This is a genomic window from Parageobacillus sp. NEAU-HV-2, from assembly GCF_059115485.1.
Map to the genome: position 1 here is coordinate 104,112 of NZ_JBXUJJ010000009.1, position 17,635 is coordinate 121,746.

General features: G+C 41.9%; 15 protein-coding genes and 2 pseudogenes. 11 read left to right on the forward strand and 6 right to left on the reverse strand.

Annotated features, from left to right (window positions below; genetic code table 11):
• The first annotated feature begins 47 nt into the window (after nucleotides 1–47).
• The 3 genes from AC1WMD_RS14640 (at nucleotide 48) to AC1WMD_RS14650 (ending at nucleotide 3,048) form a co-directional block, all read left to right on the forward strand.
• Nucleotides 48–2,192 (forward strand): SEC-C metal-binding domain-containing protein, encoded by a 2,145-nt coding sequence (locus AC1WMD_RS14640; protein WP_494257765.1) that lies wholly within the window; start codon nucleotides 48–50, stop codon nucleotides 2,190–2,192.
• Between the two features lie 212 nt (nucleotides 2,193–2,404).
• Nucleotides 2,405–2,656 carry an AbrB/MazE/SpoVT family DNA-binding domain-containing protein gene (locus AC1WMD_RS14645; protein ID WP_043904281.1) on the forward strand — a complete coding sequence of 84 codons (252 nt, stop codon included), beginning with the start codon at nucleotides 2,405–2,407 and terminating at the stop codon, nucleotides 2,654–2,656.
• The gene (locus AC1WMD_RS14650; RefSeq protein ID WP_494257767.1) at nucleotides 2,653–3,048 is read left to right on the forward strand and encodes a type II toxin-antitoxin system death-on-curing family toxin; all 396 of its coding nucleotides are present in this window, start codon (nucleotides 2,653–2,655) and stop codon (nucleotides 3,046–3,048) included. The genes AC1WMD_RS14645 and AC1WMD_RS14650 overlap by 4 nt, the downstream gene beginning before the upstream one ends.
• A gap of 58 nt (nucleotides 3,049–3,106) precedes the next feature.
• On the opposite strand, the pseudogene AC1WMD_RS14655 reads toward AC1WMD_RS14650, so the two are convergent.
• Nucleotides 3,107–3,238 (reverse strand): annotated as a pseudogene (locus tag AC1WMD_RS14655) (IS3 family transposase); the annotation flags it as partial.
• 147 nt (nucleotides 3,239–3,385) lie between these two features.
• A complete protein-coding gene (gabP, locus tag AC1WMD_RS14660; RefSeq protein WP_494257768.1) occupies nucleotides 3,386–4,783 on the reverse strand; it encodes a GABA permease in 1,398 nt (465 codons plus the stop codon).
• Between the two features lie 706 nt (nucleotides 4,784–5,489).
• Here gabP and AC1WMD_RS14665 point away from each other — a divergent pair.
• From AC1WMD_RS14665 to AC1WMD_RS14695, 7 genes and pseudogenes are all read left to right on the forward strand, one after another.
• Nucleotides 5,490–5,669, forward strand: a pseudogene (locus tag AC1WMD_RS14665) (zinc ribbon domain-containing protein); the annotation flags it as partial.
• A gap of 226 nt (nucleotides 5,670–5,895) precedes the next feature.
• Nucleotides 5,896–6,786, forward strand: coding sequence for a nitrilase-related carbon-nitrogen hydrolase (locus tag AC1WMD_RS14670; protein WP_494257770.1), 891 nt, complete (start codon nucleotides 5,896–5,898; stop codon nucleotides 6,784–6,786).
• 67 nt (nucleotides 6,787–6,853) lie between these two features.
• Nucleotides 6,854–8,209 carry an NAD(P)-dependent oxidoreductase gene (locus AC1WMD_RS14675; protein WP_494257772.1) on the forward strand — a complete coding sequence of 452 codons (1,356 nt, stop codon included), beginning with the start codon at nucleotides 6,854–6,856 and terminating at the stop codon, nucleotides 8,207–8,209.
• Nucleotides 8,210–8,241: 32 nt separating this feature from the next.
• Nucleotides 8,242–9,525: an NAD-dependent dihydropyrimidine dehydrogenase subunit PreA gene (preA, locus tag AC1WMD_RS14680; RefSeq protein WP_494257774.1), complete on the forward strand. Its 1,284-nt coding sequence runs from the start codon at nucleotides 8,242–8,244 to the stop codon at nucleotides 9,523–9,525.
• A 23-nt stretch (nucleotides 9,526–9,548) separates the two neighbouring features.
• On the forward strand, nucleotides 9,549–10,967 hold the full coding sequence (hydA, locus tag AC1WMD_RS14685; protein WP_494257776.1) for a dihydropyrimidinase: 1,419 nt from the start codon (nucleotides 9,549–9,551) through the stop codon (nucleotides 10,965–10,967).
• A 201-nt stretch (nucleotides 10,968–11,168) separates the two neighbouring features.
• Nucleotides 11,169–11,402, forward strand: coding sequence for a hypothetical protein (locus AC1WMD_RS14690; RefSeq protein ID WP_494257778.1), 234 nt, complete (start codon nucleotides 11,169–11,171; stop codon nucleotides 11,400–11,402).
• Nucleotides 11,403–11,486: 84 nt separating this feature from the next.
• Nucleotides 11,487–11,720 (forward strand): hypothetical protein, encoded by a 234-nt coding sequence (locus tag AC1WMD_RS14695; RefSeq protein ID WP_017436163.1) that lies wholly within the window; start codon nucleotides 11,487–11,489, stop codon nucleotides 11,718–11,720.
• A gap of 116 nt (nucleotides 11,721–11,836) precedes the next feature.
• Here the strand turns inward: AC1WMD_RS14695 and AC1WMD_RS14700 are convergent, their stop codons facing one another.
• Complete coding sequence (locus AC1WMD_RS14700) at nucleotides 11,837–12,229, reverse strand: phosphate-starvation-inducible PsiE family protein (protein ID WP_043906510.1); 393 nt, start codon at nucleotides 12,227–12,229, stop codon at nucleotides 11,837–11,839.
• Between the two features lie 597 nt (nucleotides 12,230–12,826).
• Complete coding sequence (locus AC1WMD_RS14705) at nucleotides 12,827–13,741, reverse strand: tyrosine-type recombinase/integrase (RefSeq protein WP_494257793.1); 915 nt, start codon at nucleotides 13,739–13,741, stop codon at nucleotides 12,827–12,829.
• On the opposite strand from AC1WMD_RS14705, the gene AC1WMD_RS14710 reads away from it, so the two are divergent.
• Complete coding sequence (locus tag AC1WMD_RS14710) at nucleotides 13,683–14,066, forward strand: hypothetical protein (protein WP_494257795.1); 384 nt, start codon at nucleotides 13,683–13,685, stop codon at nucleotides 14,064–14,066. The genes AC1WMD_RS14705 and AC1WMD_RS14710 overlap by 59 nt on opposite strands.
• 441 nt (nucleotides 14,067–14,507) lie before the next feature.
• Here AC1WMD_RS14710 and helD read toward each other — a convergent pair whose 3' ends face one another.
• Nucleotides 14,508–16,838, reverse strand: a complete 2,331-nt coding sequence (gene helD / locus AC1WMD_RS14715) for an RNA polymerase recycling motor HelD (protein ID WP_494257781.1) — start codon at nucleotides 16,836–16,838, stop codon at nucleotides 14,508–14,510.
• A gap of 434 nt (nucleotides 16,839–17,272) precedes the next feature.
• On the reverse strand, nucleotides 17,273–17,635 hold a 363-nt coding region (locus tag AC1WMD_RS14720; RefSeq protein ID WP_494257783.1), incomplete at its 5' end, for a hypothetical protein.

Below are 17,635 nucleotides of genomic sequence, written 5' to 3' on the forward strand. Positions count from 1 at the left end.
ATAATATGATTGTTGCTTATTTACTATTAAATATAAGGAGAAAAGAAATGAAAGTAGGAAGAAATGATCCTTGTCCTTGTGGAAGCGGGAAAAAGTATAAAAAGTGTTGTATGGCAAAGGATGTTGTTGTAGGAATCCGAAAAGTGAGAGAGGAGCGCTTTTTTCGATTAAAATACGAGTTGTCGGAAGAAATTTACCAATTTTTAGAGCGATCGTTGCCTTTTTCGGAAAAACTGCGCGCGGAAGCAGTGTTCGGTCAAAAAATTAACTCAACGCAAAATAGCGATATGCTCGGACCTTTGTTTCGTCTTTGGTATTTATTTTTCCATCGATTTGACAACGGATTGCGCGGTGTCGAATGGTTTTATCAAGAGAAAAAAACTGGCTTAAAGGCGGAGAAAGTGCGGCTGCTTGAAACGTGGGTGTCACTTGTTCCTCGGCTTATTCAATTCGTGGATATGGATGAAAGTGGGGTAACGGCGGAAGATGCGTTTACGCATGAACGGTTTCATATGCCATTTTGTGAAACGATGAGTGAGCCCGTACCGTGGGGAGGAACGTTTTGTCTGCTTGAGCCGTTTGATGAAGGTTATTATGTTCATGGAGTAGCAATCATTGAAGGACCACGAGGAATCAAGCGCGCATATGCAAAGATCAATCAATTGATGTCAGAAACGACACGATCGTATGAACAAATCGCGATGACCTGCTTTTTAGAAATTGTGAATGAATTAATGGATCCATATGATATTCAGCATCGCGAAATGACGAAGATCGATGAAGTGACATTGCATTATGAAGTGGATGATGGAAAAAAGCTCGTTCGTTTTTTAGAAAAACAAGACGTCGTTATCGTGGATGAACAGAAAGGAAAGATAACAAAGTTAAGTTTTGCCGGTAGGCAGTATATATATGAGGACAATCTGGCTTCAAGTCCGGTATATATGCGCGAAGTGTTAGGGTTTATAGAAATAAATAAAAATTATCTAAAGTTTGTAACCCTTTTGCCAGATGCGGTAGAATCGTTTATGAAAGTGATGGAGAAAGCGGAGGCTCTTGTTCGCTTTATCAAAAAAACGGTACGCAAATTGGACGTGCCGAAAAACGTCGAATTTCGCTCTTACGCGATACAGTTAGGAGAGAATGTGCCGCTTTATTTTGGTGCACTGGCGAATCAAACGCTAGATATTTATCAGTCATTACACGCTCCGCAAGAGGAATGGAACGGAAAAAACGTGATGCAAATGGTGAAACAAGGGAAAAAAGAAGAAGTCGAGCGATGGCTGCAAGAACGCGAGTATATTAGTTTTATAAACGCTGAGCGGCTAGAATGCCCGGTTACCGTCGATTTTAATACGATTCGCCGGGAGTTTGGTCTTCCTTTATCTCCATTTGTCACGTTAGGGGAAAAACGAAAGACGCGATTGCTGGAGAAGCAGCGAACACATGAAATGGAACAATATGAGCAATATGACCTACCGCTTGAATGGATGGATTCTTTCTTTGGCAAAGATATAGCGGAGTTTTTTATCGAAAAAACGAGAGGAAAATCAGAAGCGACGGTATCGAAATATCGGACGGGATTATCTATTATTGCTCAATATTTGTTACAGTCTCGCCTTTCGGCTTGGACAAGCATCACAAAAGATCATTGGCAGCAATGCATTGTTTATCATTATTTAGAAACGAACGGTGATGCGAGCATCAATCAAGCGAAGTCGTTTTTCAGCGTGATAAAAGCGTTGGCAAAGTGGGTTGACGCGCGATATGGAACGAATCATGATAAAACAGTTCGCTCCATCATTCAGGTGGTGGAAGAAGAAATATATGACGCGATTCGTTTGCTAGATTTATATGTTCCGTATACAGCTAGAAAATACCATTATTGGTTGCAGGAAATAGAAAGAGATGTAGTCGAAAACGCATTAGCGAACCATCAAGTAAGCGGCCTGTTTCAAATCATTGATGTCTCCGCTGCGATGATGAGGTGTAAACATGCAGAAAGCGGAAAGCAATATACGATATCCATCACTCCGTTTGTTCGTTCTTATGCAAAAGCAGGAATGATCATTCGCGGAAACATTGTCAAAACACCAAACTCTGGCCGCTGGAAATTCATTCATGTGTCACAGGTATTTCCGAAAGAGGCGGAACAGTATTTGAGTGGAAAACGGCGTTTGCTTCAAGATTAGTTGGTTAGGCTGTTTTTGTGAGGTTGATTGGTTTGGATCGGCAATGAGATGTGTGTGAAAGGAAGTAGGGAATACATCTGTTCCCTGCTTTTTTGTTTAAGATTCGTGTTCTGAAGAGTTAGGGTAGTTTTTTCTTTATGAAAAAATGGGTTTTTGAATAACGTTAACTTTTGTTATAATAGTTATAACAAATATAACAAAGGGTGAGATTGGTGTTAAGCGCAGAGCGAAAAGTGTTGAAAATCGGTAATTCTCTAGGTGTTACTTTTCCTGCTGAATTTTTAAATCAACTTGGTATCCATCAAGGGGATGAAATCCAAATGGAGTTAGAAGGGGATCAAATTGTAATCAAAAAAAGCAAAAAAGTGGATTTGCCAAAAGGGATTTCCGAGGATTTTTTTGAAATATTAAATGAAACGCTGGAGGAATATGATAAAACGATTAAGGGACTTGTGGAGCGATGAGATATTTAACGGTCAAAGAAGTTATCGCGATTCATTTTGTCATTATGGAAAGATATTCTCCAAAGGAACAAAAAGGAGTTAAAGATCCCGCTTTGTTGGAATCCGCCGTATATCGCCCGCAGCAAAGCGTTTTTGGACAGGATGCTTATCCTACCGTTTTCGAAAAAGCGGCTGCATTATTCGAATTGTTAGCGAAGAATCATTGTTTTCACAATGCAAACAAGCGGACCGCCTTTGTATCCCTTATTCAATTTTTAAAGTATAACGGATATGATTTTCATATGCCGCAAGACGACGCGATCGAATTTGTCGTCGATGTAGTGAATCATCGTTACTCTTTCGAACAAATCGTTGCAACGATAAAAGAATATGCATTGGAACGGAAAAGATGACGGACAGTGACAGTGCACATATCCCTGTCAAGTACACAATGAAAAAAAGAGTATATAAAGCTTCGGCCTTTTCTCGATATTCAACCGGGGAAAGGCCGTTCCATTTTTCTTGGAAACGGCTGTGATTGTAAAAATGAATATACTCTTCCATCGCCTGATGCGCCTGTTCCATCGTTTTTGGGTGTGCTAGGTTGTCCTTTCTTTACCATAAAAAATCCCCTCCAAGTAGACTGTTGAGAACATCATATCCAATGTCCTCTTTTTTTCGCTGTCTACTTGCAGAGGATTACCACCCTAGGAAAATGGCGAACAGGTGAACTGTTTAGTCAGTGTTATATTAGTCTTTCACGAGCGGCGCTGCTTGTTTGTTATAGCTGCCATTTAAGCGTTTTTTGGCAAATACGAAATAAGAAATAATCACTATAGCAGTGATTAAGAGTGTTAATAGTAATTGGGAAACCATAGATTTGATAAATAACATGGAGATAAGTATTACTAATAAAACGAAGATGGTCAAATAGGTTAGATACGGGAATAACCACATTTTGATCTTTAATGCTTCAGGATTGTTTTGTTCAAGTTTTTTCCGCATGCGTAATTGTGAAACCGCAATAACTAAATATACAAGCAGGGCAATAGCTCCCGAGGAGTTAACGAGAAATAGAAACACTTTATCTGGGGAAATGTAATTCATGATCACCGCTATGTACCCAAAGAATGTGCTGGCAATAACAGCTTGAGCTGGCACACCGTTTTTGTTTAGCTTGAGGAATCGTCGTGGCGCTTCTCCTTTTTCCGCTAAGGAATAAAGCATCCTTGAGGTAGTATATAGCCCTGAATTTAGACAAGATAAAACGGCTGTTAATACGATAAAATTCATGATTTGTGCGGCGGCTGGTATGCCAACGTGCTCTAACACCGCAACAAAGGGGCTTTTTAAAACGCTTGCGGAGTTCCAAGGCAATAAAGTTACTACTACAGCGATCGAACCGATATAAAAAACTAGGATTCTCCACAGGACAGACTTAATTGCTCTAGTTACTGCTTTCTGCGGTTCAGCGGATTCTCCGGCGGCAATTGTAACGATTTCTGTTCCTACAAACGAAAAAATAACAATGACAATTCCTAAAAGGATGGAACTGATGCCATGCGGCATAAATCCGCCATTTCCGACTAGGTTTTTCAAGCCAATTGGGCTGCTGCTTGGATAAATTCCAAGTATGAAAGCGCCCCCGATAATTAAAAACAAAATGATACTTAATACTTTAATTAACGCAAACCAGTATTCAAATTCCCCGTATGATTTAACCGACCAAATGTTTGTAAGAGTTAACAATACGGTGAGAATTAAACTTAATAGCCATATTGGAATGCCATGAAACCAATATTGAATGATGGCAGCACCAGCATTAGCTTCGATAGCAATAACGATTACCCAGAAGAACCAATATAACCATCCGATGGTAAATCCGGCCCAAGGTCCAATAGCATCGTGTGCATATGCTGAAAAAGAGCCGCTAGTAGGATTAGCTGCAGCCATTTCTCCTAACATTCTCATCACAAGAACTACTAAACAGCCGGCTAATGCATAGGAAACAATTGCCCCAGGGCCTGTAGAATGAATGACTGCGCCGCTTCCCACAAAAAGTCCGGCTCCTATAACCCCAGCTATTGCGATCATTGTCATGTGGCGTTCCTTTAATCCCTTTTGTAGACCTGTGTCCTGTCTTGCCAAAAAAATCCCCTCCTTGAAAAAAGTTTATTACAAAATAATCTGAATAATTAGATAAATGGTTTATACTTAGTTTATGTTGGGAAGCAGTTGCATATCATTAGACAAAATGTAAACAAAAACAGGCTATCTATTTGACGATTTGTAAATATCCTAGATGCCGCACCAAAGTATGTGCAGGATGAATGATTTGAGGAGATTCAGGGGACAAACAAGCAAACCGCCCGTCTGTTACTGGAACAAGCGCTGGCTGGCAAGTTATTTAACAGAATTGGCATATCGATGAATGAAATAACTTCAAAAGTGATCCACAGTTATTTCAGGGTAGAACCTTATCAAAAATAGGGTAACGTGTTCCCTTGTCTTTTATTTCTTGTTCAAAAGAAACTACATATTGGTCGCAAATGAATGCGGTAGTGTCAATTATGTTAACAGTAGGTTTTTACATAATGAAAAACAAATTTCTTCACTTATTTAACAAAGTGTATAATGAAAAGCTTATTTACTATAGATAAAATATTCTTAAAGTTCGGATTTTTTAGTCTTCCATCAACCAAGATGGGGAGGTGTTATCTTTTTAGTGTTTTATTTCTATTAAAAAAGCTTACTTTTTACATTTTCCCGAGAAGTCTCCCTTCCTCTAAACGGAGTGAAGGAGGGAGAGGAATCGGGAAGTTTTTGATTTCCAAAAACGAACACGTATACGAGCCAGACATGTCCTGTCTGCCAAAAGAGAAAAAAAGTGCCTTCCCGCCTGTTTATGTGCCGGTGTGGATATGAGGAACATCGTGGCGTTCATGGAGCGCGAAATATCTTAAGCAAAACGCTGAACGGCATCTTCAAACACTGGAACGTACAAACGAATCTGACGTATCTACGGATTGCGTAAGCAAGAAGTAGTAGAAGGGTTGGACCGCCCCATCGGTGTAGTGCCGATGTTGCTTACTAGACCCATCAAGAAGACTTCCGATGCCAGGCATCGAGTGGAAGGAGACCTCCTTCTTCTGCGCAGAAGCTTCTTTGGTGGAGATGGTAAGAAACTCCCACCTCTTCATGGAATGAAGGTGGGAGAGGTTCATTAGATTTGAAAATATAGAAAAGCGAGGGGTTGAGAGATGGCTGATCAAGTAACAATCGGTCTTATTCAAGCGTCACATGATGTTCATGGAGATGAGCCGGTGGAAGTCCATAAAGAAAAGGCGATTGAAAAACATATAAAATTGGTGCAAGAGGCAAAAGACCGGGGAGCGCAAATCATCTGTTTGCAAGAAATTTTCTACGGTCCATATTTTTGTGCGGAACAAAACACAAAATGGTATGATGCCGCAGAAGAAATTCCAAACGGACCGACGACGAAAATGTTTCAGGAGCTGGCGAAACAATTAGGTGTTGTCATTGTTCTGCCGATTTATGAAAGAGAGGGAATTGCTACTTATTATAATACAGCCGCTGTCATTGACGCAGATGGCACATACTTGGGGAAATATCGGAAACAGCATATCCCGCATGTCGGCGTAGGCAACGAAGGATGTGGATTTTGGGAAAAATTTTATTTCAAACCAGGGAATTTAGGATACCCGGTATTTGATACGGCATTTGCCAAAATCGGTGTTTATATTTGTTATGACCGCCACTTCCCAGAAGGGGCAAGAATTTTAGGATTAAAAGGTGCTGAAATTGTTTTTAACCCATCGGCGACGGTAGCTGGTCTTTCCGAATACTTATGGAAGCTAGAGCAGCCTGCTCATGCAGTGGCAAACGGATATTATGTCGCTGCCATCAATCGGGTCGGATATGAAGCTCCGTGGAACATGGGAGAGTTTTATGGGCAGTCTTATTTAGTGGACCCAAGAGGTAACTTTGTTGCGATGGGAAGTCGTGACAAAGATGAGGTCGTCATCGGTGTGATGGACAAAAAGATGATTCGCGAAGTTCGCGATACGTGGCAGTTTTATAGAGACCGCCGCCCGGAAACTTACAATGAAATGACCGCGTTACTGCCATAAAGCGTAAAAAGGGATTAGGGTTTTACTCTATTCCCTTTTTTTAAAATGAAGAAGGAGGTTGTTTGCGATGAGCCTATCCCTCTCTGATTTGGAGAAAAACTTCCAAGAAGTAGAACCAAGTTTAACCGATCGGGAAGCGATAGAAGAAGCCAACCGATGTTTATATTGTTATGATGCGCCTTGTATTAAAGCCTGTCCTACAGGAATTGATATTCCAACTTTTATCAAAAAAATTGCGTCCGGGAACTTAAAAGGATCAGCAAAAACCATTATGTTATCCAATCCTGTTGGTGCCAGCTGTGCAAGGGTATGCCCGACGGAGGAACTGTGTGAAGGCGCTTGTGTTCTGAATCATTCCACCAAGCCGATCATGATTGGAAAGCTGCAACGATATGCGACAGACTGGGCGATTCGGAATGAAGAAGTATTGTTTCAGGCTGGAAAGAAAAACGGAAAAACAGTGGCTGTTGTCGGCGGTGGTCCTGCTGGATTATCTGCCGCTAGAGAATTGGCCCGAATGGGATATACGGTCACCATTTTTGAAGCAGAAAAAGAAGCAGGGGGACTTAATACGTATGGCATCGTTTCCTTCCGGCTTCCACAAAAAATATCGTTTTGGGAAGTGAATCAAGTCAAAAGTTTAGGGGTACAAATTCGCACAAATACGAGGGTAGGAAAAGATATTTCCGCTAAGGAGCTTTTAGACGATTACGATGCAGTCGTGTTGGCTGTCGGTATGGGGAGAGTTCCGCAGCTAGGCATTGAAGGAGAGGACTTGGACGGAGTGTATGATGCCATTGAATTTATTAAAGAAACGAAAACAAAACCATTGACTGACAAGCTAGTCGGGAAAAGAGTGGTTGTCATCGGTGCCGGAAACACTGCGATTGATGGCGCAACTTGTTCGGTGCGTTTAGGAGCGGAAAATGTAAAAATTTTATATCGTCGTACAAAAGAGGAAATGACAGCGTACGATTTTGAATACGAGTTTGCGAAGCAAGATGGCGTCGAGTTCCGGTGGTTAACTGCACCGAAGCGGATTATTGGTGATGAAAACGGAAAAGTGACCCATATCGAATGTGTTCGTATGAAGCTAGGAGAACCAGATGCAGACGGACGCCGTCGTCCTGTTCCAATTGAAGGATCAGAGTTTACGATGCGGGTCGATGTGGTTATTAAAGCAATCGGCCAGACACGGCACCTTGAGCTCATTAAGGAATTTAGATTAGAGCATGATGATGGTGTGGTGAAAGTGAATCCGGAAAACTATCAAACATCCAATAAAAAAGTTTTTGCCTGTGGTGATGTCATTTTTGCGAAAGGACAAGGCGAAGCGATGGTTGTCAGCGCTGCGCAGCAAGGAAAAGAGGCAGCCTACGCGATACATCAATATTTAACAAAAGCAGTGAGCGAAACTGCCTAATATCGTCATTTTTAACAGAGGAGGGCAAGAAAATGGCGGATTTAAGTATTAATTTAGCGGGAATAAAATCTCCCAATCCATTTTGGCTCGCTTCCGCACCTCCAACCAACTCCGGCTATCAAGTGCAAAGAGCGTTTGAGGCTGGTTGGGGTGGAGCGGTTTGGAAAACGCTCGGCGAACCAATTTTAAACGTATCATCCCGGTTTGCGGCTGTAAGCTTTAACGGACAACGTGTTATGGGCTTTAACAATATCGAGTTGATTACCGACCGTCCTCTTGAAGAGAATTTAAAAGAAATCTATGAAACAAAAAAGCGTTTTCCAGATCGAGCCGTGGTGGCATCCTTGATGGTCGAACCAAAAAGGGAAAAATGGCATGAAATTGTTAAAAGAGTAGAAGATGTGGGCGTAGACGGGTTGGAACTGAATTTTGGCTGCCCGCACGGGATGGCGGAACGGGGAATGGGGTCGGCTTCAGGGCAAGTGCCTGAACTTGTGGAAAAACAAACATATTGGGTGAAAGAGGTAGCGCGTACGCCTGTCATCGTTAAGCTGACTCCTAATATTACGGACATCACCGCGACGGCAGAAGCGGCTGTTCAGGGCGGGGCCGATGCCATCAGCATGATCAATACCATCAATAGCTTAATGGGAGTTGACTTAGACACATGGAATACGATTCCGCATGTCGCAGGAAAGGGAACACATGGAGGCTATTGCGGTCCGGCGGTCAAACCAATTGCTTTGAACATGGTTGCAGAATGTGCCCGGCATCCGCGTATTCATGTGCCGATTTCCGGCATAGGCGGCATATCCAGTTGGAAGGACGCAGTGGAATTTATGCTTATGGGTGCAACCGGTGTCCAAGTATGTACGGCTGTCATGCATCATGGGTTCCGTATTATTGAAGATATGATTGAAGGGCTGAACCATTATCTGGATGAAAAAGGAATTGCTTCTGTTATGGATATTGTTGGGAAGTCCGTTCATAAATACTCTGATTGGGGTGAACTCGACCTTAATTATAAAGTGGTTGCCCGCATTAACACAGATGTTTGCGTTAATTGTAATAAATGTTATATCTCCTGTGAAGATGCTTCTCATCAATGCATTGATCGTTTAACGGACGAAAATGGCAAAGAGTATTTAAAAGTACGTGAAGAAGATTGTGTAGGATGTAATTTATGTTCGATCGTCTGTCCGGTGGATGGTGCGATTGACATGGTCGAAATTCCAAGCGAACATCCACCGATGACATGGAATGAGCGCCAAGCAGTCATTGGCGGACTTAGCAGCTGTAACGTTGACGTAAGATAAATAAATCAAAGGAGGATCTGGAAATGACAAAAATTATAAAAAATGGAACGATTGTTACCGCAACAGATACGTATGAAGCGGATTTGCTCATTAAAGACGGAAAAATTGCGATGATTGGCCAAAATTTAGAGGAAAAAGGCGCTGAAGTGATTGATGCAAAAGGCTGTTACGTATTTCCAGGCGGCATTGATCCGCACACGCATTTAGATATGCCGTTTGGGGGAACTGTGACAAAGGATGATTTTGAATCTGGGACGATTGCGGCGGCATTTGGCGGGACAACGACCATCATCGACTTTTGTTTAACGAATAAAGGGGAACCATTGAAAAAAGCGATTGAAACTTGGCATAACAAAGCGAAGGGGAAAGCGGTGATTGATTACGGTTTTCATCTAATGATTAGTGAAATTACGGATGAAGTATTAGAAGAGCTGCCAAAAGTTATTGAAGAAGAAGGAATTACATCCTTTAAAGTGTTTATGGCGTATAAAAACGTATTTCAGGCAGATGATGGAACGTTATACCGTACGCTGGTGGCTGCCAAAGAACTTGGAGCGCTCGTGATGGTTCATGCGGAAAATGGTGATGTGATTGATTATTTAACGAAGAAAGCGCTCGCGGAAGGGAATACGGATCCGATTTACCATGCATTAACAAGACCTCCAGAATTGGAAGGAGAAGCGACAGGTCGCGCCTGTCAATTAACAGAGCTTGCGGGTTCACAGCTTTACGTCGTTCACGTGACGTGTGCGCAAGCGGTTGAAAAAATCGCACAAGCGCGCAATAAAGGGTTGGATGTATGGGGAGAAACGTGTCCGCAATATCTTGTTCTCGACCAATCTTATTTAGAAAAGCCTAATTTTGAAGGCGCGAAATATGTTTGGTCACCTCCGCTTCGTGAAAAATGGCATCAAGAGGTATTGTGGAACGCATTGAAAAACGGTCAGCTGCAAACGCTGGGATCTGACCAATGTTCGTTTGACTTTAAAGGCCAAAAAGAACTTGGCAGAGGAGATTTTACAAAAATTCCAAATGGCGGACCGATCATTGAGGATCGGGTTAGCATTCTCTTCAGTGAAGGAGTAAAGAAAGGAAGAATCACGTTAAATCAATTTGTTGACATTGTGTCGACAAGAATTGCCAAATTGTTCGGGTTATTCCCGAAAAAAGGAACCATCGCAGTAGGTTCAGACGCAGACTTAGTCATTTTTGATCCGAATATCGAACGGGTGATTTCGGCCGAAACACACCATATGGCCGTTGACTACAATGCATTTGAAGGAATGAAAGTAACGGGTGAACCGGTATCGGTTCTATGTCGGGGCGAATTTGTCGTTCGTGATAAACAATTTGTCGGAAAACCAGGGTACGGACAATATTTAAAACGAGCAAAATACGGAACCTCGACGATTTCCAAGCAGAGCGAGGAATTAACCATTTAACTTGTCTCCTAAAACGGCTACAAAAATGTAACATGAATCACTCCAATTTTCTTAACCTTATCCCGTTCTAAGCGATAGTAGATCTTCAAAAATCACTATCGCTTAGAATTCATTAATTTCATCACCTATTTAGACGGAGAGAAAAAGACAAGCAAATGATTTTAAGAAAATAGTTCATTTTCATTAGGGGGTGGTAATGAGATGTCCTATCAAGAATTTTTGGCAGAAAGGGATAAAATTGACTATCTGATTCAACAAGGATACTATATCAAAAATGTGAGAGAAAATTTAAGCGGGGCTTTCGTCGAATTCGAATTAAAAATGCCAGACTCTTCAGAAAAAAAGGATACGACACAAATATTGCATATTAAAAATGCGGATGCTCGTAAGTATTTTTCATCCCTATTAATCCGTCAAATGAAACAAGCACAGTGATAAATAAGAGCAATTGTCCCAAGGTATGAGCATAAATTTATGAATATTAAAAAATACCAGCAAAAACAGGAAGGAAGAATTGCTGTGGAATTTTATTTAAAAGCGAAAGATGGTGCTTTTCCGTGCGAAGTGACAATCGATGAGGACAACGGCCGATACACGATCCGAAAAGCTGATACGAGCGGAGAATTTTTTGATACTCCACAAGAGCTTGTGAAATGGATTATGGATAATTGGCGCAGTGACTATTTCCAAGATGAAGAACAATTTCAACAAATGATAAAAGAAATTCAAGTATATATTCCGGTTAATGAATAATTAAAAAGGGAGTGAGACGAACTTATTAAGATCTAAATCATAAAAAATCGCTAAAAATAAAGGAGGACACATATTAATACATGACTAAAATGTGTTCTCCTTTTTTCTATTAAAAATTAAGATCGGTTGGGGAAAAAGCGGCAACTCAGTCCGTAACATTTAAGGTAGTAGAGGATAAAGATGGCTAAGATTCCGACTAGAATCTCCCACATATGCACATTCAAGATGATCATCTTACGGGCAATGGCAAAAATGATTATATCCATGACGAGTGTCATATCGTGCTTGATGAGCATAAGTGCGACCTCTAATCCAATAATATACAAGAGTGCATGAGCTAAAAAATCCTGAAATTTCTCCATGATTTCCCCTTCCATGATGTAGCTGAATAGATCATGGACGAGCATTGTTCCTTCTGCAAGTACCGCTACAATAATGATTCCCGCTAGCAGCCATTCGAAAAATTTTACTGTCTGGGTAAATACTTGTTCGAGGGATTTTACATTCATCTCCATTACCTCGCTTTCTTTAATTCCTTACTTTTTATAAAAAAGTGAGAAATGAGGATTTGAAATGAGGATTATAACTCACCTTTGACAGTTAAGGACCATTTTTGGGGTCACAAACCGCGTCTCTAAAAATTAAAAGAGCACTATGCTGAACGTCTCATCAAACCTGGTAAACGGGGAAGAAAACCCGATCCGAAAAATACCATCGTAAAGGTCGCGGAAATCCTGACCCAAAAGAACATGCAAGCCCATTTCGAGGTCGATTATGATGGACAAACCTTAACGTTTCATCGCAATGAAGCAACATTAGCCAAGGAGGTGTTACGGGATGGGAAGTTCCTGATTAAGACGAATACCGACTTGGCCTCAGCCGACGTGGTAACCGGATACAAGACGCTCATTCAAGTCGAACGAACCTTCAAAAGAATTTTACGAATATTCTTGTTAGTATTGTATTATAACAGATAGTGAAATGCAACTACTGTTATACAAAAATATGCGTTATATTTTTGCCATCAATCTCATATTGTTGGTTATTTTCTTCGCCTGAAAATAATATTGTCTTCAATGATGTTAAGATTTTCTCATTCATAACTCTCAAAACTTTGGCAACGCCTCTACAGCATCAGCCAAATCACTATAGCTGTCTTTTAAATATCGAGACGTCGTGGCGATATTGCTATGGCCGGCAAGTCTTCGTACTTTCTCGATATCGTTGTTCGTCGCCTTTAGCATCCACTTACAAAACGTATACCGGAACATATGAGGCGTCAGTTTTTTATTTGGTAGGCTGTAGCTTTCGACCATTCGCTGAATACCCCGCACCGAAAACTTCGGCGAACGCTGGCTGTAAAAGACGTATGGCGATTGAGCGACATGTGGTTTCTTTTTCGCCATTTCCGCACGAAACTTAAACCAATCCTCCAGTTCGGCCAGCAAGATATTCGAGATCGGCACCGTTCTTACCTTCATTCCTTTCCCCACGATTCGAATTCGTTTCATCTCTAAATCTAAATCCGTTAATTTGAGATTCGATAGCTCTTCGACCCGCAATCCTGCATAAGTAAGCAGGTACACCACCGCACGGTCCCGGCGATATTTCTCCTCGGGATCGACTCCCCGGCTTTGCACCGGTTTTTTCCGCATCCGTTGCAACAAGTCCTCGAATTCTTCTTCCGTGAGCCACATAATCTTTTCGTTCTCTTCATCGGCTGATTTTAAATCCTGGATGTCTTTCATTGGGTTTTGTTCGAGCTTATGATGTTTGACCGCCCACGAATAAAAGCTTCGCAGCGAATTGAGTCGGCGATTGATCGTGGAGATGGTCAACGGTTTACCTTCCGCAGGATTTAACATTTGCTGGATCCATTTGCGGATATCAGCCGGTGTGACATAATCGCCCGGACGGATACGTAAATCGTTGAAGAAGATATTTAAGTCATTCGTGTAGGAAATGAGTTTACAGAACGTAACCTTTTTAGGTTTTTCTCCTGTGAGTAATTTTATTGTTATTGTTCGGCGAGGTAATAATATAATTGCGTTACCAGTTTGTAAAATTACTGGTATAACTTCTAATCTAATTGAGACAGTGGATTTAGACCCGGAGGTTCCAAGTACAGGAGAGTGTGCTTGTTGTGAAGACCCATTAGCGGCATTTTTTAATGGCATTACAACAGCAGATATTGATGTTGAAGGAACAGGGTTCAATAATTTGCAAAACCTCACAATCATTGAAGTGGGAGAAGGTTTAGTAAAAGTTAGAGGGAACTTAGGTGCAGGAAATAATTTTGCAGTTCTATCTCTATGTCATATAAGTGCGATTACTAACTTTTCATAAAAATGAATTTTCTTGTATACTTAAGAAATCTAATTAAGGCTTATTTAGTTATTTTTTAAATCAACATGTCCTAAAACTGTTCCTCATTGCAAGTAACTATTTGATGAAAACAAAAGAAGAAAAAATTAGAAAGCGTAATTCTTGCGTAACAGGGAGAATTTATGAAAGAAATAGTGCAAATAAAGCAAAGGCGTTATTTCCTGATTAAATGGAGATAACGCCTTTTATCTTAATTATAGATGGTGTTGCAAAACTAGAGTAAATTAGGCCGTTGCATTTTAAAAAAAATGCAACAGGCCAAAAATGCGTTTTATTTTTAATCCCTCCGTTTAAGTTTCTGATAGAATGGCCAGTTAATTTTGGATTATACAATTTAATAATGCAAAACCCCATTTCTATTTTAATTACAGTGATACATTTAAGACTCAGACCAGTCCCGTGTTAACTCTGGATCAGAAGTAAACTCCCCGGCTCAACGTTGCGCAAAAAGGGGCTCGGTTCGCCTACACTGTAAAGCTGCAAGTAATGCATAGCCCGGGTGCAGGCGGTGTAGAACAATCTACGCAGGCTCTCATCGCCATATACTTGCGCCGATGCGTTATAAATGATGACGGCGTCGAATTCGATGCCCTTGGCCAAATACGCCGGTATGACGACAACACCTTGTTCAAATTCGGTAGATCCGCTCTTCACGAGCTTAATTTCTTCGACGTTGCTCAGTGCTTCGTATGCGGCGGTACTTTCTGCAGCAGATTTGCATATAATCGCGATCGTATTATACCCCCGATTCCGCAAGTCAGCGACTTTGGAAGCAATGCAGCGGTGCAGTTCGGCTTGATCGGACACTCTCGTCAGCACAGGCCTATCGCCGTCGCGTTCAAAAGCAGTAATCCGTTCGCCATCGGGCACGAGTCGGCGCGTAAATTCGACGATCGGTCTTGTGGATCTGTAGCTGCGGGTCAAGGTTATCGCATCCGTTTCATCAGGCCCGTATAAGCTGGTAAGTGTGTGAAAATCGACCGTTTCGCTGGCATGGGCGAATATCGCCTGGTTAAAGTCACCGAGCACGGTCATCCTTGCTGAAGGGAACAAACGTTTCAAAAACTCGAATTGAAACGGAGAATAATCTTGCGCTTCGTCTACAAACACGTGCTTGATCGAGCTATTCGTCTGAAAGCCTTGAATCATCTCTTTCAAAAATAAATACGGAGTAGCATCTTCGTAAAACAGTTTGCCTTCGTCTAGCATTTTCACAGTCAATCGGCAAATATCCTCCCACTCTTCGGGTGTTTCCCCCTCCATCCACTGTTTGATCCGCGTTGGATCGGCGAAAAGTTGCTTGTATATTCCCTTCATGTCGATGAAACGAAGCGTCCGGATCTGTTTACGCAACGGCTTCATCTTCTGACGAACGATCAATCGAACGAGCGCTTTCTCATAATCGCCAAATGATTCTCCTTTAAAGCCGTGTTTTTTCCGTAAGTGGGTATAAACCTTTTGGTAATCCTCGTTGCTAAGCAGCTCGATTTCTTCCTGTACCCATGGCTTGGTCCGTTCAAGCTTCTCAGCTTCATCTAATTGCCTGTTTAGCCAATCCCTCAACTTCTCAAGTCTGTTGTGAAAGCGGAGCGAGGTGTCGCTGCTATAAAACCTTTCCTCGATTTGTTTGGCGGTGACGATCGGCTTTCCTCTAAAAATAATATCTTTGAATAGCATGCCGGATAATTCTAGCGACTGGCTGTATTTTTTGATCGCCTCAAAAAAACGTGTCGATGCCTTGAATCGGATACTCGCAGTCCTAGTCCGGTATGAAGGGTCATCCGATGCAGTCAACACATATTCCAATTGCTCGTAAGGACTCTCTACTTGAAATTCGTTGCTCAGCCGATGGTCCAAGTATTCTTGAAATGTGACCTGCTGCATATTCTCTTCGCCGAGTTCGGGCAACACATTGGATACGTAGCTATTAAACATCGAATTAGGTGAAAATAGAATGATTTGATCGGATTTCAGCCTATCCCGATACTTGTAGAGCAAGTAAGCGATCCGCTGCAGGGCGACCGATGTCTTGCCGCTACCAGCAGGGCCTTGAACAATAAGTAGTCGCCCACGATCGTGCCGGATGATCCGATTTTGTTCCCGTTGAATGGTGGCCACTATATTATGCATATGTTTGTCTGCGACTTTGCCAAGCACCTGCTGTAAAATCTCGTCTCCAATGGTGAGACTGGTATCGAACATCGATTTGATAATGCCGCCGCGGATGATATATTGCCGCTTTTTCTCCAGCATGCCACGGATTACGCCTTCGGGCGTAACATATTCGGCCGGACCGGGAGAGTAATCGTAGTAGATACTCGAGATCGGCGCCCGCCAGTCGTAGATAAGGATGTTCTCTCCGCTTGTATCCATGAGCGTGGAGATACCGATATAGATTCGTTCAGTAACGGAAGTGCCTTCTTCAGTGAAATCGATTCGGCCGAAATAAGGCACCTCCTGCATGCGGCGCAGCGTGGACAACCTCTTGAAGGCATGTCTGTGGGTGCTTTGGCTTACGGACAGGGCCTGAGCCTGTTGTCTCAAGCTGATGATCGTCTCAAGAAAATCGTCGAAAGTATCTATATTAACCTTGACGTCATCCCAAAAGTGCTTGCGGATATCAATCACTTCTTTCCGACGCCGGAGGGTTTCGTCTTCCAGCATGCGGATTTGCTCCGTAATAATCTCCATTATGCTGTTCAATCGTTCTTGTTCCTGCCGAAGTTCTGTCATTCAATCACTCCTTTAAAAAAATAGAAAATTGGGGTTGACTGAAGGGGGATTATGGTGTACAATTAAAATAGGGATACTATTTTTATATCAACTAATGAAAATATATTCAATACTAATTTATCATAGTTTCTCTATTTTATCAATGTATTTAACACTACAGCTGCTATGATGGATCGTACTTGTTGCAAATTTAACATTTTTCCCGAGAAGTCTCCCTTCCACTAAACGGAGTGAAGGAGGGGAATGAATCGGGAAATTTTTGATTCCTGAAAACGAACATATGTTCTATAATTAAACCATCCATCAAACAAAGAAAGAAGGGAATGCTCATGCTTCGTGGCCAAAAAGTGTTCTTCCGGGCATCGAAATCGGATTTGGACCGATTGTACACCTGCAATCGCGAATCCGCCCGTGTTTGGAATGAATGCCTCCGCTTAGCCAAAGAACACTTCCTCCAGCATGGATGCTGGATCACCAAAAGCGAGCTGCAAAAACAAACGAAATGAAAGTTCCATCTTCACAGCCAATCGATTCAAGCCGTCTGCCACAAATACCTCTTCGCAAGACAAGCTGCACACCAAGCCATCCAGCAAGGACATCCTGCTCGTTATCCCTACAAGAAAAAGAAGTACTTCCCAACGAAATGGGCGAAAGACGGTTTCAAGGTTTACGAAAACGGAAAAATCGAACTGTCGATGGGCATTCATCACGGAAAACGGGAAAAGCCAATCGTTGTGTATGCGTCGCATCTGCCCAAGGGAACGATCAAAGAAATCGAATGCTGCTGGGATCAAGGT